This window comes from Bradyrhizobium sp. Gha (assembly GCF_900113735.1).
In the GTDB taxonomy this organism is placed as follows: Bacteria; Pseudomonadota; Alphaproteobacteria; order Rhizobiales; family Xanthobacteraceae; genus Bradyrhizobium.
In genome coordinates, this window is sequence record NZ_FOQM01000029.1 from 79038 (window position 1) to 99791 (window position 20754).

The window sequence follows — 20754 nt, forward strand, 5'->3', positions numbered from 1 at the left end:
ACGCTCAACTCTAGCCTCCTATTGTCTTATATTGCTACGCGGTAGGGTGATCATGAACTCCGTAAATGCTCCCGGCTCGGTCTCGAAGCCGATCCTGCCGCCGTGCTGTTTGACGATGATGTCGTGGCTCATCGAAAGCCCCAGCCCCGTGCCTTCGCCGGCGGGCTTTGTCGTAAAGAAAGGACTGAAGATATTCGCTTTGACCTCCTCCGGAATCCCGAGGCCATTGTCGCGGATCCTAATCTCTACTTCATTTTCGAGAGCTCTCGTGGTGGCGCTCAATGTCGGCTCGAAGTCATCGTCGGCAGCTTCCTTACGCTTGTGAGCCGCATAGAAGCCATTGGAGATCAGGTTCAGGAGCACCCGCGTGATCTCCTGCGGATAAACCTCCGCCGTTCCGGCGTTCGGGTCGAGGTCGCGTTTGAGCGTGATGGTAAAACCGGATTTCTCCGCGCGGGCGCCGTGATAGGCGAGGTTGAGGCTTTCCTCGACAATTGCGTTGATGTCGGTCGGACGACGTTCGCCTGTCGCCTCGCGCGAATGAAGCAACATGTTCTTGACGATGGAATCGGCGCGTTTCCCGTGCTGGACGACCTTGTCGAGGTTGGCCTTCAGCATGCCCGCAAGCTCGTCTACGTCTGCGCGGATCTTCTCGTCGAGTTCCGCCTTTCCGAGCAGCTCGTTGAGTTCGTCGATTAATTCGGCGGAGAGAGACGAGAAATTGTTGACGAAATTGAGTGGGTTCTTGATCTCGTGCGCGATGCCGGCAGTGAGCTGGCCAAGCGATGCGAGCTTCTCGGTCTGCACCAGGCGATCCTGTGCGGCCCGCAATTCATCAAGAGATTTCGCCAGTTCGCGGGTGCGAGCTTGCACCTTCTCGAACAGGCGGGCGTTGCCAAGCGCTATCACCGCCTGATCGGCAAAGGTCTGCAGGAGCGCGATCTGCTTGGCGCTGAAGGGCTGCACCTCGGCGCGGCGAAGTACGACTGCACCAATGCTCTCACCTTCACTTAGCATCGGCACAGCAAGAATGGTCCGGCAACCATCCTGCCGTGACATCGCCTGAGCAACAGGAAACTTGCTGCCTTCATAGGAGAGGACGTCTTGCAAGTGTATGGGCACCCGTTCGGCAATTGAGAGACCCGACACGGAGGTGCGGTCGTCGGTCCACGTCCGAGTTCCCATTCCGATTGGTCCGTGGTGCGCGCGAACGACGAGATCCTGCCCCTCCTTCAGAACTACCACCGAATCATAGGCTTCGCAGAGCTCGCAAGCGCTCTCGACGATGGTGCGCAAGACCGGCTCAACGTCCGTCGGCGACGATGCAATCACCTTGAGAATGTTGGAACTTCCGGTCTGATAAGTTAGAGCCTCGGAGAGGTCGCGTGTCTTCGCTTGCACTTGTTCAAACAATTTGACGTTCTCAATAGCGATCACCGCTTGATCGGCGAACGTCGCTACCAGCTCGATCTGCTTGTCCTCGAAAGACCCGACGGCGAAGCGAAACAGGTTGATGACACCGAAGGCGTGCCCCGCCCGGACGAGCGGGACACCAAGTGCGGCACGCATGCCAATGAGCTTTTGTGCTTGCGGGCGATTGAAATCGGGATCAGCAAGTAAATCCGGGACGCAAACGGGACGCCCATCGAGAATAGTTCGGCCGAAAATCGAGCCGCGATCTGCCTTCGTCGTGTAGGTCTGGAAGTGCTCGATCCATTCGGGTTTGCAGCCATAGGCAGCGGCAAGCCGGTAATTTCCCTCCTGCTCATAACGGATCGTTCCAATCTCGGCGTCGCACAGCCGACAGGCTGAAGAGAGCAGGGCATCCAGCACCGTTCTCAGATCGAACGCCGAGCGACTGATCACCTTGAGTACATCGGCGGTCGCGGTCTGCCGCTGCAACGCCGCGCTCAACTCATTCGTCTTGAACCGAACCTGCTCGAACAGACGCGCGTTCTCGATAGCGATCACTGCCTGGTCGGCGAAGGTTTGCAGTAACTGCACGTGGTGATCTACGAACGATCCGGCTTCGAATCGCGTCACGCGGATCAGGCCGATCGGCACATTGTCGCCCATCAACGGCGCGAGCAGCATGCTGCGGAAGCCGCGCGCTCGAGCGATCTGCTTGATCTGGGAGTCCGGAAGCGTCTCGATATCGCCAATCTGAATCGGTTTGCCAGCTTGTGCGAGCATGAACGGCTCGAAGCGATCGACGGGCGTCGGAAATCCTGCCTTCAGCACCTCATCGGCGGCTGAGCTTGTGGGCGTGAAGGCCGCAAGGTGCGCAATATCGTCGACGAAGCGGAATACCGCCGCCGAAAAGCCGCCGATCAGCCGCTTGGCGCTGCTCGCGATGGCGTCGAACACCGGCTGTACATCGGACGGCGAGGACGCAATCACCTTCAGAATGTCGGCAGTGGCGGTCTGCCGTTCCAGTGCTTCTCTGGTCTCGTTGAACAGGCGCGCGTTTTCGATTGCAATGACAGCTTGGGCTGAAAAATTCCGAACTAGTCCGATCTGGTTACTTCCAAAAGGCCTGACCTCCCGGCGATAGATGGCAAAGGCACCGACCAGTTCGTCATCTTTGAGCATCGGTACGAGAAGAAGAGTGCGGGCTCCCGCGATGTCGACGAGCTCGCAGAATCGTGGGTCGCGATCGATGTAGCTTTGTTCGTTTCTGACGTCGCCGATGTGGATAACCTCTTTCGTGCGAATGATGCGGTTTAAGGGAACATCCGGATGCGGGTGAAGGACCACACCGCCACGGCGCCGTGCCTCGGCATAGGCGGCCGGAGCGCCATGCAGTGCCGCAGTAGCAAACTCCTTGCCATCGTAGATGAACAAATTTCCGAACTCGGCCTGACAGAGTCGGAGCGCATTTTCGACCATTGCGTTGAATACCGGCTCCAAATCGCCGGCCGATGAATTCATGACCCGAAGCACTTCGGCAGTGGCTCTCTCCCGCTCGATCGCCTCGTCGCGCTCGCGTCTTAAGCGTCTGTGCTGAGCGGTCGCTGCCGAACGATTCTCGCGCATCGCTTTGGATGGACTTACCGTTGCTGCCTTGTTGCGCGCCGGTTCACCTGGTTTGGAGCTCGTGCTTAAGCGCCGCTTCATTGTCTTTCCTCGGTGCCTCGCCAAACCTATCCTAACTGCTTCGGCCCACGTGCCGAAGCCCTCATTGCAATGCAACAATTGTGGCCTACCCACTTCGTTTCGGCCAAATGAAACCAGCATGGCCCTTTCGGGAAAGCCGCGTTGCGAATACGCCACCGTAAGTCCCAATGGAATGGCGCGAGTAAAACCCCGCTTAATCACCATCTGGGCGTGTCCGCCCTAGCACTGGCGCGTTGGCAGGGACGTCAACTGGCAGAGGCAGGTGAGCCAGATGCAAAAAGCCGCGGTGGAAGAACTGCGCTGGGAGCGGAAGATGCGTGCCGCGCCAGCGCACGGGCCAGGTCTATCAACGTGACGGCGCGAACGCGTCGTCCGAAGCAGCGGCGAAGTCCCCGTATGAAGCGAGCAGCAATGCCGGCAGCATCGCCGACCCTTGAATAAGCTGGCGTCGGTTCACGCGATCACCTCGCGACTACCGCCGCCGCCAAGCAGCCGCCGCCGCGCTCACGAGTTCCACCGCGCATCATGATTGAGGCGAGGGCAACAAGGCGCACGGACTCGACGCTTTGCGATGCGAACCACTTGCACTCTGCCCACCGTGGTCCCTTGTCGTAGGCCGCGCCTGCTCCGCCAGGCAGCGACCTCGTCCTCCAGGTCAGATGTTCGCTGCTCGCTATTGCCATCGTGGTCGCTGGCGGGGTCCATCCCGTGTTCCTTCGTTCGGTGCCGCCGGCATCAACGAGAAAATGGACGTGATGTTCCGTTATCGGGAACAACCGGCAACCGCGGCCGTTCTGTCCGGAGGAGATGTCAATGAGCTTGAGACGGTCGATTGAAAGACTGGGTCCGTACCCCTCGTTATTCATGCTGGCGCTGCCGACCGCTACCGTCGAACCCTTGAAGCTCGTTGCGGTGGCCGTGGCCGGAAAAGGCCATTGGATCACCGGGACCGCGATCATCGCCGTGTGTTATGCAGTCAGCCTTCTCGTGGTCGAGCGTCTTTTTGTCATCGTGAAGCCGAAGCTGCTCACAATCTCTTGGTTCGCAAAACTTTGGAAAGCGTTCGTTTCGGTTCGGACGCGCGTGCTAGGGATATTCCGTGTCGGCAGCACCGAGAGAGTTCTCGATCGGCAGTCGGCTTCGAAATGAGCCGAAAGTCAACGCCTAAGCGCCTGCAGCCGATGCTGGCCACGCTCACCGATGCCCCGTTCGACGATCCCCATTGGGTGTTTGAGGACAAGTACGACGGCTTTCGGATGGTATCCGAGATCTGCGGAGGCAAGGTGGCTTTGTATAGCCGCAACGGCAAGATCATCAACCATTCGTATGTGGAGGTTGCGCAGGCGCTGGAAAGCGTGAAGAACGACGCCGTGATCGACGGCGAGCTCGTCGCTCTCGGCGCGGACGGCGTTTCGCACTTCCAATTGCTGCAGAACGCGTTGAGACACGAAGCCAAGCTCCTTTACTGCGTGTTCGATCTCATGTTCGTCGACGGCGAAGACCTCCGGAATCTTCCTCTCCTCGAACGCAAGAAAAGGCTGAAGACCATCTTGCCGCGCCACAGGCTGATCGCGTTCAGTCGGCACCGAATAGCCGATGGCAAAAAGTTCTTCGCAGAGGCCGAGAAGAAAGGCCTTGAAGGAATCATGGCGAAGCGCGCCGACAGCGCTTATGCATCTGGAGGCCGGAGCGCGGACTGGCTCAAGGTGAAAACCGCACAGCGGCAGGAGGTAGTGATCGCCGGTTTCACGGCGCCGAGGCGAACCCGGCCGTTCTTCGGCGCCCTGGTGCTGGCGGTACGCGAAGGGGATGCATGGCGGTACATCGGCCACGTCGGCACCGGATTCAGCCACCAAGTTCTCGCAGACCTTCACGGAAAGCTCATGAGGCTCAAGACAGCCAAGTCGCCGTTCTCTGCCAAGGTGAAGGATGAGCGGGTCACGACCTGGGTGCGTCCTTCGTTGGTCGCGGAAGTGAAGTTCGCCGAGTGGACGAGCAAGGGCGAGCTGCGCCAGCCGGTCTATCTCGGCCTGCGGTTCGACAAAAAGGCCAAGGACGTCATTCGCGAAAAGAAGTGCGCCGCCGAGACGAAGCATACGACCTGGAGTTCAGTCGGCGGCACGCTCGAATGCCGAAGGCCACGGCGGCAGGGGCGGTAACCCGAGAGCCTTACGTACGGGTCCGAACGACCTTCGGTGAGCTGCGCATGCACCAAGCCTGGCGAGCGCCTCATAATGAGCCGGCACCGGGTAGCCCTTGTGATCCGCGAATCCGTAGCCGGGGTGACGCAGGTCGAGCGCCCGCATGACCGCGTCGCGCTCGACCTTCGCGAGGACGGACGCGGCGGCGATGCTGGCGGACTTGGCGTCGCCCTTTACGATGGCCTGCTGAGGGATGTCGATTTCCTTCAACCGCTTCGCATCGATCAGCAAGTGCTGGGGCGTCAACCCCAGTCCGCGGACCGCACGCTGCATAGCCTGGATGCCTGCCCAATAGATGTTGATCGCGTCGATCTCCTCGACCTCGACGAACGCCACACACCAACTCTCTGCCTTTTCCTTGATCTCCTTCGCGAGCTCTTCGCGAGCGGCGGGATCGAGCTTCTTCGAGTCGTCGATTCCGATTATCCTTGTCCCGGGTTTCAGGATCACGGCGCCCGCGGAGACTGGCCCGGCGAGAGGGCTCATTCCGGCCTCATCCACGCCTGCCACGGCATGATGGCCGCTTTCCCAGAGAGAGGTCTCGAAGCGGAGCATCTTGCGGAGGCGCTGCCCTTCGGACCTGTTTTCGAAACGCCGCTTATCGATTGAAGCCAGGATGGCACGGGCTCCCGCGCGGGGGTCGGCCCGCAAGATCTGCTCGACGCTGGTCTCGAGCGGTCTTTTCTCGACGACATAGCGCTGACGCAATACATCGAGCGAATATTGGGACATAGCGGCCTTGGTGGAGACTGACTGTAGGCAGCGTGTCGGTGAACTTTATGGCGATTGTCTGAAGTTAAGCATGCTTTCATCGACTCCGCAGCGCCCTCTCGAAGGAACCGGCCAGCTTTCATCTGACGTCATTTTGCGCGGCCGGTGCTGCGCGACGTAGAGATGTCGCCGCCGTACGTTGGCCACCTCTCGGGGTGCAATGCGGCAGCAAGCGAGTACGGCTTCTCGTTCCGACCGCATGATCGCCACGCGGGATTCACGCTGCTGCACAGGCGGCGAGCTGAGACCATGCCAGAGGCGAAAGCGTTCGCTCCCGTTCAGCTTTCGCAAGAACGGCCGAGCGACCAGCGGCCTGGGGCTGGCTAGGCCGAAGGTGCTCGACCGCCTGGTCGCGGACAACCCGCGGCCAGGCTCTAAGCATCGATCGAGCCGGCAAGGTTCAGTATCTAATTGTGCGCATCCGAGATTAAATTTCGGACAAGGCGAGCCGCGCGGAAGGCTTCCATCTGGCGACGGGCGAGCTTCACTGCTTGACGAGACCACTGTGGCTTGTCGATCGGCCCCTACTTGGCCGGAGCGGAGGGGGCTGTCAGCCCACCTGCGGGCCTCGGGATCATGCATCGGGTCGGCATCGCAGTGCGTGCAGGCTTATCGCTGCCGCTCCGCTGCGACATCGTCCGGAACAGCCGACAGCGGCTTGCCGCAAGTCGGACACAGCTTCCGGCTCGAAAACAGCACCGCCATCGGATTACCCCTGCCGACCGCGCCGTAGGTCCGCCGGGGGCGCGGGTGCAACAGTGTCGCGGAAAATTGTCCGCGATCTCGTCGGCCCTTGACCTGTTCGCCGCCCGCTACTGAAATCCCAGCTTTCAGTGATGTTGCGGGGGTGCGTCGTGGACGAGTTTTATGGATGCTTCGCGCAGCGGGCGCGGGACCTGGCGGAGAAGGCGGACCCGTTCACCAAACGGCGCCTGCTCGATCTGGCAAAACAGTACGATCTCAAGGGGCGCGGATCGAGCTGTCCACGGAGGCCGGCGCCGCGAGCAACGCCGCCGACCGTGCTCTTCTCGGGCCCCGGTGAGACCTGAGGGCCTCAGTGCTTCCCGTCCCTCGGGTCCGGCGAAGCAGTAGCCGGTGTTCGTATGCTTCCGCCCCGGCGGTGAGCCGCTCGATCACCTCCGGATCGGTGATGAAGCAGCCAGAGGCCTGCATCTCTGGGTTTCGGCGAGCAATCGGGTCTTCTCGTCTTCCATGCCAATTCCAGCCCGCTTCCAGGCGGGCGCGGCGTCCTCCCGCGGTAGCACGTGCGTCATCCGTCCTTCAGCGCATCCTTGGTGTCCCTCGCAGGCCAACTGTCGCCGAAAGGCCTGACCCGCACCTTCCCGCCGCCGCCCACCAGTTCGTGGGTGGCGACCTCGTCTTCGGCCTCGACGACCGTCAGCTCGGTTTCGGGCTTCCAGTCGAGTCGAGATCCGCGCGACAAGGTGCTCGTGTCGGAACATGATCTCGTCCAACAGGCATTTCATGCGAAGGACGCGAAGCGGGCCCTGAAACAAGGTACAAGACCTGATCGACGCGTCCGCAGGGCTGCTAGTTTCGCCTGAGAAGGAGCGAATGCTCGAGGAAGAAACGCAGCATTTCCCTTGTTGCATCCGGTCCGTCCGGATCGGTGTAGGACCCGGCGGGGCTGCCTCCCGACCATGCGTGTCCGGCTCCGTGGATTTCCCAGTGCTCGAGGACGCTGCGTCCGGAGACGTCAGTATGGACCGTGCGAGTGTAGGCATGCCCGCCCGGCACCCGTCCGCGATGCACCTTCGTCGTTGTGCTTGTCCCGCCGATGGTTTGCAGGACAATTCGCGCGCCGTTTTTCGAATTTACCATGTTGTCGCGGTCGCCGTGGAAGACGATCGTCGGAATGGACGGGCCATCAGCCGGCCTTGCATGGGACCCGCCGCCTTGCTTCATGGCAATCAGCGCCGAGGGAAGGTCGGTGGCCGCCCCGCAGGCTAGCCCGGAATGGATCCCGATCGCCGCGTACAGATCGGCGTAGGCGGATCCCATGATCGCAGCGGCCGCAGCGCCGGCCGACAGTCCGGCGACGTAGACGCGTTCGGGGTCGACGCAATGTTCGCGCATGATCTGGCGAGTGATCCCGGCGATGAGTGAGGGCTCGCCTGCGTCGCGCTGTTGGTCGCCCGGACGAAACCAATTCCAGCATTTCGCATGGTTAGCTTCGGCCCCCTGTGCGGGATAGGCCACGAAGCAGGTCTGTTCTTCGGCCATAAAGTTCATCCGCGTGCCGGCGGCGAAATCTTCCGGCGACTGCGTGCAGCCGTGGAGCATGATGACTAGCGGAATCGCCTGGCCATGATAGCCGCTCGGGATGAAGAGGCGGTAGGCGCGGCTTCCCGCAGTATTCGCATAGGTGCCTTCGACAAACCTGGCGCCCTCAGGCACGATCTGCGCCATGGACGGCGGAGCGCGCCTCAGCGGTCCTTGGCCTCCCAACCCTGCAAGACTCCGAGCGAGAGCCATCGATGGACGCTCCCTTCGTCGGGGACTCATCGTCTTTATGGCTTGTGCCTTGGCGTCGATGGTCAGCGGCTCTCCTTCTGTAGAGGCGGAGCGGTGTGTGCTGGGGGCGGTGACGTCTGGCGCTTTCTCACCCCGAAGCATGCGTTGGAGCAGCGCGGTGGCTTCGACGAGCTGGCCCGAGCGCGTGAGGCGTGTGGCTTCCAGAAGGATGTCCTGATTCAGCATGGCCTTACCTCGTTCTGTCGGAGAGAGCGGATTTCACGGCCGGGCTGGCATGCAAAGCTCCCAGTACGGAAACCGACCCAATCGTCGCGCGAGCAAGCTCGGGCGTGACGTCTGGGGCGATGGTGGCAAGGCCCAGAACATTGATGTGCAGCATTTCACCGATCCGCCGTACCGCTTCGAGATCCTCGCGGCTGTAATGTCGAAGTCCAAGGTCCAAACTCTTTCGAACCGTGGACTGCTTGACCACGTCGGCATGACGTTCGAGCTGATTGCGGATTGCCGTTCGGATGAAATCAGTACGATTCGAGTAGAACCCTTCCTGGACCATCAGGTCGACCTGACCGAGATCGACAAAACCCAGATTGATTGTGATTTTTTCCGAGTCCGACGGCTTTGGTCGGATTTCGCGGACGTTACTGGCCACTGCTTCCACTCCTCTTTCCATCTGTCTGGATGGTATATGGATGGAGGATCCCAGCGTTCAAGGGGGTGCCCAAACGATATGACGTGAAAGCAAGGGATGGGGGGGGGTCCTCCCAATCGATCGCTTATGTTTCAGGAGGCGCAATCAGCGCGGCGCGAGCCCCGAGAAGGGGGGCTGCTCCCCCCAATAATGCAAGCTAAGGGTCCTGCGGTGACGTTCTTCAGCCATCGCCATGCGAACGCGAGCGAGCAATTATAGTGAGATTTCTAGGCCCAATGCATTCGCCCTTCGCACGTTTTCGGCTGGCCCTCGAGGAAAGCCGCAGTCTTCGCCCACAACACCAGCACCTTGCCGACGGGCAGCACGGCAAGTGGTGGAACTGAGCGGGTCCTCCGTGCAAGCTCGATGGTCGGGCCGAGAGCGAAGCGCAACGCGGCGAAGACCGAAAAGCGTGATGTGTGGAAAGGCAATGCAGGGATAAAGGTTGCGGTGCCGCGAAGCTCATTCGGTGCTCGCCAGACATTGCAACCTCCCGTGGCTCCAGGACTGTATATGCATCGGCGAGGTAGAGTCGTATCGGTGCACAAGTGGCTTCATGAGCCGGCCACCGCAAAGCCGAAGGAAATCACCACTCGAAGCGCTGACTCATGTCGCTGCGGCCGACCTTTCTGTCCCGGCGCACGCGGCGCGGTGACGCCGAGGTTTAGCTTCATTCGTCGGCTGGATGCTGTGAAGCAAGCTCTCGCCTCATCCGCGCGATCGCCTTGGGTCCACCCGCGGCCCGCTCTTTAGCAATGGCCCCCAATTCGGGAGCGGCGGAGCGATGACGGCTGCCCCAATCGCCGAGACTCACCAGCACGGGCAACAGGTCGATTCCTGCCAGCGCCGGCTCGCAAATTACCATCAACTCCGAATCCTTCGAGCCCTATCATTCGTCTCAACATCGAGCACCGCGTCGGAAGAAACAGACAAAATTCCGAACGAAAGATCGATGGCTTACTCCCGGTAGGGGCAGGAATCCATCGCGTTTAGGCTGACAGAGCGTTGCAGCGTGCTTGATCGTACAGAAGGGCTAGGCATCCCAAGCTCCAGCTAGGGCTAGTGCAATGCAGACAGGCTGTTTGCAGATCACCGCTCCTCCGCACTGGAATACCCAACACCTTGGACAGACAAAGTGCTTCTTTCAGACCGCGGAGATTCGCGCAGCAAGCTAGGGTGAGTAGCTTCGAAATGCAGCCTCGCAACAGAGGCCGGTCAATAATCTGTCAAACGCCTTCCGGAACTGCCCCCTTTGCGTCACGAAGAACTGCCCCCACCATCGGGATTATGATCTCGGTTGAAGGTTGTTTGCGCCGGTGACGGGCCGGAGGGAGGCGGAGCCGACCGGAGGGCCGTCACCGGCGGTCGGCGTCTTGATGAGGCCGCTTTTGCGCTTGGCGCGAAGTCGGTAGCTGTCGCCGCGGATCGTCAGCACGTGGCTGTGATGCAGGAGCCGGTCAAGGATCGCGGTGGCGACCACGGGATCGGCGAACACCGTACCCCATTCGGCAACGCTGCGGTTCGACGTGATCAGCATCGCGCCAGTTTCGTATCGCCGGCTGACCAGTTGGAAGAACAGATGGGCCGCGTGCAAGTAGCCGAGTTCGTCGACGATGAGCAGCTTTGGCTTCGACAGCGCGAGAAGTTTCTCGTCCAGGCGTCGCTCGCCGTGCGCCTTGGCAAGGCTAGCGACCAGCGTCGTCGCCGTGGTGAACTGCACCGTGTATCCGGCCAGGATCGCCTCTCGCCCGAGCGCGATCGACAAGTGCGTCTTACCTACGCCTGGCGGCCCGAGCAGCAGCACGTTTTCTCCGTTGGCTATCCAACGTGATGCGGCAAGATCACGGATCTGCTTTGGATCGATTGACGGCTGCGCCTCGAAGTCGAAGCCAGCAAGCTCCTTCACCGCCGGGAAGTGTGCGAGCTTCAGCGCCATCTCTATGCGGCGATGGTCCTTGCGTGCGATCTCGCGCTCGCACAGCAGGATCAGCGTCTCACGCGCCGACAGGTTCGAGCGCGCCGCCTCGTCGAGCAGGGTGTCGAGCTGATCGCGGATACCGGAGAGCTGCAGTCGCGCCAGCATGGCATCGAGCGGATCGGCCGTTGCTTCCATTATGTTCTTTGCCCGTGCCATCAGAAGCTTCCTCCGACCACGGCTTCGTATTCGGCAAGAGGGCGCAACAACGACGGGGGTGAGGACGGCGCCAGCACCGCCGCCGCGATCTCAGCCCGGCGGACCGCGCCATTGCGACCAGCAACACCATCGAGATGAGCGGTGTCGATGATCCGCAGCCGACGTCCATCCGATTGCTTGTGGACCGCAACCTCGCGCATGCCATGGCGGATGCGCACTTCGCCCGCCGCGATCGTTACCGCCACGCGCTCGCCAATCAGGCGCCACGGCACTGAGTAGCTGTTCGTGTCGATCTCGACGGCGCAATCATGCCCGACGACGCGGGTCAGTTCACGCAACGATCCGAACGACGGTTGCCCGCTAAGCGGCTTCAACCGATGTGCCTCGTCACGCGCAAAGCGAGCAATCGGCGCCTCCCCGGTCGTGCCGTGGATACGCACGTTCGCCACCTCACGCTCCCATCCGGCCAGATGCGCCTCGAATGCCTCCCAGCTCGCGAAGGAATGCCCCGCGATCGCGTTCTTCTTCACGTAACCGACGCCATTCTCCGTCTTGCCCTTCGTCCGCGCCCGATACGGCGCGCAGGCGCGAGGACGGAAGCCCCAATGCTTCGCGAACGCGATGAGCTTGTCGTTAAATTGGACCGACCGGCTCACGGCGTCGTGGCGCACGACAAGCGCCCGGGGATTATCCATCAGCACCTCCTCCGGCACACCGCTGAAGGTCGTGAACGTGCTCTCGAGCCCGGCGAACCAATGCTCCTGCCTCTCGGCCCGGAACGCACGCACATGCAGCCGCCGCGAATGCCCGAGCGTCGCCACGAACACGAATGCCTTGACTCTCGCCCCTCCGATCTCGACCAGACGCTCGCCGAAGTCGATCTGCAGCTGCCGGCCTGGCGGCGTCTCGAAGCGCGTCGTCGCCAACGCCTCCGCCTTCAGCGCCTGACGATAGGGCTGCACGGCGCGTTGCAGCGTCCGCCGGCTGACTGCCACGCCTTGCTCGGCCAACAAGTCCTGGCGCACCACGTCGGCATTGCCGCGATGCCGAATGAGCCTCTCGCGCAGCCAACCCTCAAGGCCGTCGAGACGCTTCGGCCGCTCAGGCGACTTGAACGGCTTCACCCCGCCCGCCGCCACGTAGTCCTTCACCGTGTGATGACTGCAGCCCAGCTGCCGCGCAATCCGCTTCAGACCCCACCCGCACGCCCTCAGGCGCAACATCTCCGCCACGTCATCCGGCGTCTTCATCACCTGCCCCCGTGGATCAATCCACGACGAGCTTTCCGCGATTCGTTCCTCTTTCATTCACTCTCTCCTCGGCTATCCAAGGAGGGGGCAATTCCTCATGACGCCGAGGGGGCAGTTTTCCATGGCGCGCGACAAATAATCGTAACTACGAGCGAGTTTGTGAGTCAGCCTCGTGCGCAGGACTGTCTCATCAGTGGCTCAGGCTCTCAAAAAGAAAATGCCTGATCTTTCGGGCCGGGAGCGTGAAACGTCTAAATGAGACGAACCTAATGCGGGCGGGCCTATTCAAGGCACTTCCGTTTGGAAATACCATGTCGTGCAAGGGACATGGCGCCAAAGAATGTGAAGAAGACAGCAATGTGAAACTCGGTAGCCTGTTTCATTCTCGCTCATGCAAGTCGCATCTTCAACCGGAGCGCGGTCGAGCCCAGCGCGTCTGCTTTTTGTTCCAGACCTGAAGGGCGCGCTGATATGTAGCCAATCGCCAACAGTGATGACAGGGAGCAGCGACTTTTATCTGCGGCTAGTTGGTGATCGCCGTTCTATGGTGGAGATGGTCATCTTGAGATCGTCCCGCGTCTTCCAAAGCAGGGTACGAGGGTGCGATCGTCCAAGGTATTGGCCCGCTTTTCTTCGGTTGCGATATCGGATTCCATAAGTTGGACCATGAGAACCAGATCAGCCAGTATTTTGGAAATCACGCCGAGCTGGGCCATAACGAAGCGTCGGAACTCACGGCAAAATCGCGCAAACCGCAGGTTAGAACGCCGTCGCCTTGCAATTTAGCGGAATTGGGGTTCAAATGCGTATCGAAGCATTGACCCAGCTCTGTTACTCAAGGAGATCGGTATGGGTTCATTGGTTGGTGACGACGACCCATATATTGGCTCGTTTCTAGAGTTGTTCAATTTGAGATTTGGAATTGAGCAGACAAGTGCAGAGCATACCTTCGGTGGTATCACCGAGATGGCAGCTCTGCAGAAGGAATTCGAAATCTTCAAGGTGGGGCGACCCTTCGTTGAGAGTGCGAAGCTGCTGGGACTTGGCGGGCTGCAGAACAACCGCGCGAAGAATCGTTGGTTTGCGCTCCTGACATGGCTACAGAAGATACCATCGGACGACCCTGGCGAATACGGCGATCCGCGCATTGTCAAAGCGCTGATCGCCAACCTTGTGCCTGGAGGGGCCCAGCTACCATGCTTTATGACGGCTCATGACTCGCGGAAGGGATTGGGCTTGAAAGTTGTCGTCTCGGTGGGCCAACCAATTTTCTACATACCCAGGGATCACCTGACAATTTCGTTGCCGATGGCACCAGACGTGCCAAAGTAGGGATGGGGACCTCCTCTTCCGCTAACCAGCGCGCTTCCGACAGGAGCGGAAAGCTGGACGCCATCTATTCGGGGGTCGCTGCTTACTATTCAGCGAAGGCAAAAAAGTTCGGGCCTACGCCACTCGGCGTGGACTGGACTTGCCAGGCCACCCAGGAGATGCGCTTCGTCCAGCTTCTGAAGTTGTGCGATTTCACGTCGGCGTTTTCGTTGAACGATCTGGGTTGTGGTTATGGGGCGCTGGTGAGATATTTGGACCGGCGCCATCCGCACCCTCTAATTGACTATCTGGGTATAGATCTTTCGGCCAACATGGTTCGACAGGCGAGACAGCTCTGGGGTGGTCGACCAACGGTGTCGTTCGTACAAGGCCATATTATCCCACGTACGGCGGATTATGCCCTTGCCAGCGGTATCTTCAATGTCGAACTTGGCCAGCCTCGGGAAGAATGGGAAAGATTCATTCGAGAAAGCCTTGACGCCTTGTACGAGACTAGCCGGCGCGGCTTTGCCGTCAATTTTATGAAGCGACTAGCCGGAACACCCGGTCGCGAGGGGCTTTATTACGCCGAGCCTGCGGATTGGGCACGCTACTGCGCCACCAGATTCGCTGCGGCAACGGAGGTGCGCGAAGACTACGGAATGAGGGAGTTTACGTTGATTGTCCGAATCTTTGGAGAGAAAGCGAAATCAGGCTCTAAGTGACAATTGCCGCCGTGCCTCTTCCAATAGCCGTCTATAGATGCTCGCCCCTGTCGCCTCGATTGCGGCTTCAGCGCGGGCAACGAGCATGGCGGCTTCTTCCGATCTATCTGGATCTTCGCTGGCGGCGTAAGCGGCCGCTAGTGTGATCATTGCTCGACATTCCGGCAATCGAGTATGGCGATCCTTCGCAATGTCAATTGCTTCTTTGGCTTTCTCGATCGAAGCTTCCCACTCGCCAGAGCGCAGTTGATATTCGGCAATATTGGCAAGCATCTCTGGCTCGATCTCCATCGCGACTCTTGCCGCGCGCACAAAATCGACGCCTTCCGAAAGCGACTGAATGGCTGCGCGGTAATTCCCTGCAACCCCATGGGCAATGCCCATACATACAAGCGAGTATGCCCGCAAGTACGGGCTCGCTTGACGCGTTGCCAAATCAAGGACCCGCTGAGCGTGTGCAATGGCAATTCCCGCATCGCCGACACACCAGGCTAGATCAACGTAGCCTTGATTGGCGATGAACTGCACAGTCGGATCGATCAACGCCGGTTCGATGGTAAGAATGCGATCAAAGCAACGCCGCGCCTCGTCGAAGCTGCCAAGCCGTGCAAGAATGCGGCCGCGGAGGGCTATAATCCAATGCTCCACCTTGTACCCAAGAAATTGGTGATCGAAATCAGCCACGCTAGACACACCTGCCAACGCAGCGTCGTTTGCAGCCAGCGCCTCTTTGAGCAATCCGGCCCACCCGTAGGCTTGGCTGAGCGAAGCGTTTAGTGTTGCAGTTCTACCCGAATCTTGGCGCGACTCCGAAAGCGCCAGCGCTTCCTTGACCGCAGTGACATAGGCATCCGCCTGCCCACCGCTCGCGCCGGCAATGCGCCCTTCAACAAAAAGCAGCATCGGAATCATCGAATCATCGATGTCTCGCGCCCATTCGAGCGCTTCTCGGATGAACGGTTTTGCCTGCTCAGAGGTCATGCCCTCTCGCCAACCTAACCAGGCAATCTGACTGTTGGCGACGATAACGAGTTTGTCACGTGTCGCGCTACGCGACTCTCCGGCCAACAGCCCGCGCACCTTGTGCCAATGCTTAATCGCCTGCGCCGGACTGGTCGACCCGATCCAGCGCGCAGCGCGTGCCGCATACTCGGCGGCGCCGTGTGTTTCTCCCGCTTCTTCGAAATGATGGGATAGCAGGGCAGAAAATTCATCGAGCCGCTCGGGATAAAATCGCTCTATGGCTCTGGCTACTCGAGAATGTAATATGCTGCGCCTTGCCCGCAGCTGGGTGGAATAGGCGACTTCTTGAATAAGCGGGTGGCGAAAACTGTAGCTTTGGCCATCCTGCCCACCCCGTGGCTGTAGCATTTCTGCAGTGCAAAGCCGGACCAACGTGGCTTCCATCTCCAAGGGCGGTAGGTTTGCGACGGTTTGCAGAACCGCTAATTGAAATTCTTTACCGATAATCGCAGCTATGTGCAGAAGATCGCGCTCAGTTGCGGTGAGCCGATCAATGCGAGCTTGGATTACAGCTTGGACAGTCGCCGGTAAGCCGTCGGAGTTGCTCGGAAGACCGGGTTGGTAATCACCGGGCTTTCCCACCGTAGCAACATGCTCAAACAAAGAGCGAATGAGTTCTTCCGCAAAGAAGGGATTGCCTCCACTGCGCTCAGCGATACGCCGCCGGACGTCGCTTAGCTCTTGTCGTTGTCCCAGAAGCTCGTCAACAAGCTCATGTGTGTTCGTCGGACTTAGTTCGGCAAGCTCGATCTGTTGATATTGTGGCCCCTGCATCCAAGAAGCGAAATACGTCGGGCGGAAATTTACGATCAGCACCGTCTTTGTCCCGATGACAGCGTCAACCACGGTTGCGACGAATTCTTCGCTGACTTGATCCAGCCAGTGCAAATCTTCTATGATAACGACAGACGCCAGTGCGCCGCGCTGACGTACCATGTGTCGTACAATGTCGAGCAAACGGGCATTGCGAGCCTTCGGGTTGAGCCAAGAGGGCGGCCCCTGACCGTGCTTAACGCCAAGGAAGTCGCAGACCAAGCCTAGGTCAGCCTCAAACGTCGATCCAAGTTCGGTGAGATGTGTTGCAATCTGTTTCACCGCAACGTCCGGATCGTCTTCGGGCGATATATTGAAGTAGGTGGAGCGTAGAAATTCGAGCACAGGCTGCAGAGGGGATGCTGCGCCGTAAGGCTGGGCGCGTGCCTCGAACACCGGGATGAAGCGTGACCGACACCATTCTGCAAATTCAAAGCAAAGTCGGCTTTTTCCAGTTCCGGGAGCTCCGACGATTCCGGTTACACGTGATCTTTCGGTTTCTACCGCTGCGAGGGTCCGCTGCAGCAGCATCATTTCCCGGTCGCGGCCTCGAAATGTTGCCAGTGTGACGCCACGGAATTGCTGGCTCGCCACGGCCGGCTTGAGGCTCTTCAATAAATAGAGCTCGATTGGCTCGGCAAGACCCCGCAGCCGACGACGGCCTAGGGACCCGACATCACAAAATGAACGAACCAAGCGATAGGTGTCTTCGGTCAAACAAATTTCCCCCGAGTCCGCATTTGCCGGCAAGCGGCTTGCGAGATGTATCGTGAGGCCGTAGGCGCCAGGTTCTGTCAGGGTCTCAAGCAGCGGAGCGTCGGCGACGATCTCACCGGAATGCAGACCAATGCGAATTGACATTGCGTCTTCTCGAGCTCGAAATGCGTCTCGCATGGCCAACGCAGCTTCGCACGCGAGTAATGCGTGTCCCTCCTGAGCACGAGGGGCGCCAAAAAAGGCAAGAATGCCGTCTCCTAATGTTCGAACAACGGTGCCATCGAAACGTTCGACCGAGTCGCACATAGTATCGAGTGCAGGTTTGAGACGCTGCATCGCACCTTCAGCGGTGAGGCCAGCGACCATTTCGGTTGAACTAACAAGATCGGCAAACAGTACAGTCACTTGCTTCAGCTCACCGAGAGCTGCGCCATCCGCCCCGGCGAGGGAATGCGGGCGCCTGAGCGTCTGTGCGAGCGATGCTCCGCATCCACCGCAAAAGGCCGAACCAGACGGGTTGATATGGCTGCAAGCAGGGCATCTCAGCGGCAAGGGGGCGCCGCAGCCATGACAGAAACGGTTCGTCGCTGGATTGTGACCACCGCACCGCTCACAAAGCATGTAGCCCTCTGATGAGCTATCGACGGACCAGGAGGAAGCACCCGCATGAAATTTTGCGGCAGACCGCCGCCGGGCCGTCATCGTAACTCGATGGCACCACCTTTGAGCTGCCATCGCAACCCAATTATTGAGTTGGACTGCTGCGCAATATTAGAAGTTGCTCAGCTCGAACCCTCGCAAATAGGTCACGAAGTACGGATGATCGCAGTAGTTCGCGCAAACTCCAGCAGTTGAACGATGAAATCAACTCACTATCGTGCTGCAGCGCATGACCAGAATGTAGTTGTGCGAACTTGTCTCAGGCGAGACAGACAGGAAGTTTCGGCTCCGACGTTCATAAACGCCTTCAAAATTGAGATCCAGGTGCCGCCGAGAGGCCACTCGGCCAAGCTCCAGGCGAGCAAGCCGACAGCAGGGCGGGGCTGCCGGGCGCGCACGGAATGAACGCCAAATCTATCTTGGCTCCCGCGACGACTGGCAGAGGTCGCTGAGCACCGCGGGGCCGTTCGACCCATTGTCCGAGCGGCGCAATTTCGGAAGGCATCGCGCTGGTTTCGCGACGGATCTGCAAAATCATCGGGACGGTGAAGATAGGTAAATTCTGACTTTGAAGCGTGCGGTCACTAAATGACTAAATGAGGCGCGCCGTGAGAAGCAAAAGACAGCCACCTATATCTTTTAATGGTAAAGGGCGGTTACTGGTAAGGGCGGTCTTCGATATCCCGTTCGTAAACGACGAGTTCGCTACTGAATTGGCTGTACTTGGGCTGGCGGTGCGGGAGCCAGGGTGAGGGGACACGAAGCACGGGAAATCACCACGGTCCATCAGACCGCTGTCTTCGTCACGCTAGATTGTCCGAGGGTATTCAGGCGGGGACGCGACGCCAGGGGCCTTTCATCCGGTCCAGGGCAAATTCCATCCGGTACGGCTTGCCATCACCGAAGGGCACCAGCGCGAGGTGGAGCACCAGCCCGGCGATTACTGACGCGCCCCTCGAGTTCATGATGACAGAAGATCGCGGTTCGTGATCGTGCTGTAGCCGAGCAAAAAAACTGAGAGGGCTGTGGCCAGCGGTTTTACTGAAAGGCCGAGCCCGAAGAAGGTCAGAGGATATCCACTCCTCCAGACCTGAACGACCACGTCATTGGATGATTTGGGGTTTCCTACAACTTAGTGGAAAGCTTGCGTGACAATCTACGGTGACAAGCTACGAATGAGTGCCATTCCGGGAATGGCGGACGAGAGAGGGCTCATTGTCGGGCAGGGGAGACGGCAACTCAGGTAATGTGCTTGACCTGGTGAGGGCAATTAGGCGCTGAATGGCAGAGCAAATAAGCGTTTTCTTCTACGGACTTTCATTACCTCTCGAAGCCAATGGGCTGCGTCAATCGAAGGTTAGGCAGGCTCATGTCCAGCCTTTTGAAATGAGGCTTGGTGAACGCGCCACGCTCGTCCTAGCGGAGGAGCTGGCAGCCCGTCGCCCTTTCTATGCCGCTGGCTTAAGGCCGCCGAGTGAGGCCTTCATGTTCGGCGAACAAATCTCACATCTAAACCGCCCTACTCTAGAGCCTTGGTCTGCGCCCTTCCAAGGCGGCGGCCTCTAACGCAGCGTCGATTGTCGTAAACCGCGTTCTCTCGCTCTCGCGCTTAGGAGACAATCTCAATGCCTTGGTGATTAGCCACATGCTGCTAGTGCAGCCAGCGCATTCATAAAGCTTTAGCTCGACGCCTTCAGCGACGGGAAAAAGTGCCTTTAGCACTCTAGGTTGGCAGCAACTTATGCAGCCCGCTTCGCCGTGCACGCTCGCCTCCCTATAAGCATTCCGGCATCCAACAAGAAGCCAGAGTCTAGCGTTAGAGGCAACGGCAGCGAGTGGAATATTGGAAGGCGTGGTTAAGAGGCCACAGAAACGCACGGCCTGCCGATTTCCGATAGTCGGCAGTATTCGACCGGTGGTGCACCCGCTTTCCAAGAAACTTACTCTGCCCGCAATGACGAGAAGCAATGCACCGATCCTTATTTGCAAGGAATGCAGCAGACCTATGGATTACCTTGCAGTGCTGCCACACGTAGCAAAACTGCCCGCCATATACGTCTATAGATGCTTGCCCTGCCGGAGGATCGACAGGATTACCATTCCGCCCAGATAGATCGCGCGCGCTGATTTGGCCCAGGAACCAGTTCGGCAGAGTCCCGTTCACATCAATGACGTTCACTGTCGAAATCTACGGGACGGCGTTAAACGGTTCGGAGGTCAGTCAGTTTCTCCCAAAGCGGCGGCGATGTTGTCCGCGCCTATCTGTGCGTGAACCTCGCCGGCGTGAACTCATCTTCCGCGAAGCTGTCGTACCGAACCGACGCTCCCCTTGATCGTGGAGGCGCGGCCACCGACGCTCGCTGATGAGATTCGTAGCGGCATCCCGATGAGTGTCCCAAGCAGACCTGCGAGTCAACCAAGCGAGACCGCCTGCGCCACCATCAGGCCGGCCCCGAGGATGCAGATTAGGCCAGCAAAAAGCTCAAAGACCGACGGTCCGGGGCGGCCCAGCGCTAGCAGCGCGAGGATGGTCGCGCTGCCAAGCCGAATGCCCTGTGGCGTGAGGCTATCCCATCCAATAATGTCCCAGCCGACCGAAGGAAGACTCATTCCTGCCTCCTGTATTTGAACTTTCTGTTCCCCGGATTTCTGTGCACGCAAAGCCTATGACGGCGAGGATAGCGCGTGTCGAATGGGAAGCGGCGGCGATCTCATCGCAAGAGGCATTGCTAACGGCCGGCACCGCCGAATGCTGCGGCAAACGGAAACAAAAGAGGCCGCCTTACCGAGGCGGCCTGACTGCCGTCACCTCCGCTATAGGATGGCGTCACGATGCTCGCGATACCTT

14 protein-coding genes are annotated in these 20754 nt (G+C 59.4%); 5 read left to right on the top strand and 9 right to left on the bottom strand.

The window, feature by feature from the left end:
• Positions 1-18: 18 nt before the first annotated feature.
• The gene (locus BM222_RS28560) at positions 19-3117 is read right to left on the bottom strand and encodes a GAF domain-containing protein (RefSeq protein WP_244547278.1); all 3099 of its coding nucleotides are present in this window, start codon (positions 3115-3117) and stop codon (positions 19-21) included.
• Positions 3118-3930: 813 nt separating this feature from the next.
• Here BM222_RS28560 and BM222_RS28565 point away from each other — a divergent pair.
• Together BM222_RS28565 and ligD are read left to right on the top strand one after the other, a co-directional pair.
• Positions 3931-4266, top strand: a complete 336-nt coding sequence (locus tag BM222_RS28565; RefSeq protein ID WP_092235615.1) for a hypothetical protein — start codon at positions 3931-3933, stop codon at positions 4264-4266.
• On the top strand, positions 4263-5276 hold the full coding sequence (gene ligD, locus BM222_RS28570; RefSeq protein ID WP_244547281.1) for a non-homologous end-joining DNA ligase: 1014 nt from the start codon (positions 4263-4265) through the stop codon (positions 5274-5276). Before BM222_RS28565 ends, ligD begins: the two co-directional genes overlap by 4 nt.
• Here the strand turns inward: ligD and rnhB are convergent.
• Positions 5226-6050 (bottom strand): ribonuclease HII, encoded by an 825-nt coding sequence (gene rnhB, locus BM222_RS28575; protein ID WP_092235542.1) that lies wholly within the window; start codon positions 6048-6050, stop codon positions 5226-5228. The genes ligD and rnhB overlap by 51 nt on opposite strands.
• Positions 6051-6943: 893 nt before the next feature.
• On the opposite strand from rnhB, the gene BM222_RS28585 reads away from it, so the two are divergent.
• Entirely contained in the window at positions 6944-7138 is a 195-nt protein-coding gene (locus BM222_RS28585) for a hypothetical protein (RefSeq protein WP_092235618.1), read from the top strand.
• A gap of 221 nt (positions 7139-7359) precedes the next feature.
• Here BM222_RS28585 and BM222_RS41390 read toward each other — a convergent pair whose 3' ends face one another.
• The 5 genes from BM222_RS41390 to istA all read right to left on the bottom strand — a co-directional run bounded on the left by BM222_RS41390 (position 7360) and on the right by istA (position 12714).
• Positions 7360-7533 (bottom strand): hypothetical protein, encoded by a 174-nt coding sequence (locus BM222_RS41390; RefSeq protein WP_177243527.1) that lies wholly within the window; start codon positions 7531-7533, stop codon positions 7360-7362.
• Positions 7534-7640: 107 nt separating this feature from the next.
• Positions 7641-8810 carry an extracellular catalytic domain type 1 short-chain-length polyhydroxyalkanoate depolymerase gene (locus BM222_RS28590; RefSeq protein ID WP_092235545.1) on the bottom strand — a complete coding sequence of 390 codons (1170 nt, stop codon included), beginning with the start codon at positions 8808-8810 and terminating at the stop codon, positions 7641-7643.
• A gap of 4 nt (positions 8811-8814) precedes the next feature.
• Entirely contained in the window at positions 8815-9234 is a 420-nt protein-coding gene (locus tag BM222_RS28595) for a ribbon-helix-helix domain-containing protein (RefSeq protein WP_092235620.1), read from the bottom strand.
• 1324 nt (positions 9235-10558) lie between these two features.
• Positions 10559-11407: an IS21-like element helper ATPase IstB gene (gene istB / locus BM222_RS28600; protein WP_177243528.1), complete on the bottom strand. Its 849-nt coding sequence runs from the start codon at positions 11405-11407 to the stop codon at positions 10559-10561.
• Positions 11407-12714 carry an IS21 family transposase gene (gene istA / locus BM222_RS28605; RefSeq protein WP_092235550.1) on the bottom strand — a complete coding sequence of 436 codons (1308 nt, stop codon included), beginning with the start codon at positions 12712-12714 and terminating at the stop codon, positions 11407-11409. The genes istB and istA overlap by 1 nt, the downstream gene beginning before the upstream one ends.
• A 792-nt stretch (positions 12715-13506) precedes the next feature.
• Between istA and BM222_RS28610 the strand changes: the two genes are divergently transcribed.
• Both BM222_RS28610 and BM222_RS28615 read left to right on the top strand, forming a co-directional pair.
• A complete protein-coding gene (locus tag BM222_RS28610; RefSeq protein ID WP_092235553.1) occupies positions 13507-13989 on the top strand; it encodes a hypothetical protein in 483 nt (160 codons plus the stop codon).
• Positions 13990-14147: 158 nt separating this feature from the next.
• Positions 14148-14693, top strand: a complete 546-nt coding sequence (locus BM222_RS28615) for a class I SAM-dependent methyltransferase (protein WP_244547279.1) — start codon at positions 14148-14150, stop codon at positions 14691-14693.
• Here the strand turns inward: BM222_RS28615 and BM222_RS28620 are convergent.
• Positions 14679-17867 carry an adenylate/guanylate cyclase domain-containing protein gene (locus BM222_RS28620; RefSeq protein ID WP_092235559.1) on the bottom strand — a complete coding sequence of 1063 codons (3189 nt, stop codon included), beginning with the start codon at positions 17865-17867 and terminating at the stop codon, positions 14679-14681. The two genes, BM222_RS28615 and BM222_RS28620, sit on opposite strands and share 15 nt — an antisense overlap.
• 2451 nt (positions 17868-20318) lie before the next feature.
• On the bottom strand, positions 20319-20516 hold the full coding sequence (locus tag BM222_RS28625) for a hypothetical protein (RefSeq protein ID WP_092235562.1): 198 nt from the start codon (positions 20514-20516) through the stop codon (positions 20319-20321).
• Between the last annotated feature and the right edge of the window lie 238 nt (positions 20517-20754).

Coding starts and splice junctions, on each gene's coding strand:
- BM222_RS28560 (WP_244547278.1), bottom strand. CDS start 3,117: ATGAAGCGGCGCTTAAGCACGAGCTCCAAACCAGGTGAACCGGCGCGC.
- BM222_RS28565 (WP_092235615.1), top strand. CDS start 3,931: ATGAGCTTGAGACGGTCGATTGAAAGACTGGGTCCGTACCCCTCGTTA.
- ligD (WP_244547281.1), top strand. CDS start 4,263: ATGAGCCGAAAGTCAACGCCTAAGCGCCTGCAGCCGATGCTGGCCACG.
- rnhB (WP_092235542.1), bottom strand. CDS start 6,050: ATGTCCCAATATTCGCTCGATGTATTGCGTCAGCGCTATGTCGTCGAG.
- BM222_RS28590 (WP_092235545.1), bottom strand. CDS start 8,810: ATGCTGAATCAGGACATCCTTCTGGAAGCCACACGCCTCACGCGCTCG.
- istB (WP_177243528.1), bottom strand. CDS start 11,407: ATGGCACGGGCAAAGAACATAATGGAAGCAACGGCCGATCCGCTCGAT.
- istA (WP_092235550.1), bottom strand. CDS start 12,714: ATGAAAGAGGAACGAATCGCGGAAAGCTCGTCGTGGATTGATCCACGG.
- BM222_RS28610 (WP_092235553.1), top strand. CDS start 13,507: ATGGGTTCATTGGTTGGTGACGACGACCCATATATTGGCTCGTTTCTA.
- BM222_RS28615 (WP_244547279.1), top strand. CDS start 14,148: ATGCGCTTCGTCCAGCTTCTGAAGTTGTGCGATTTCACGTCGGCGTTT.
- BM222_RS28620 (WP_092235559.1), bottom strand. CDS start 17,867: ATGCTTTGTGAGCGGTGCGGTGGTCACAATCCAGCGACGAACCGTTTC.
- BM222_RS28625 (WP_092235562.1), bottom strand. CDS start 20,516: ATGAGTCTTCCTTCGGTCGGCTGGGACATTATTGGATGGGATAGCCTC.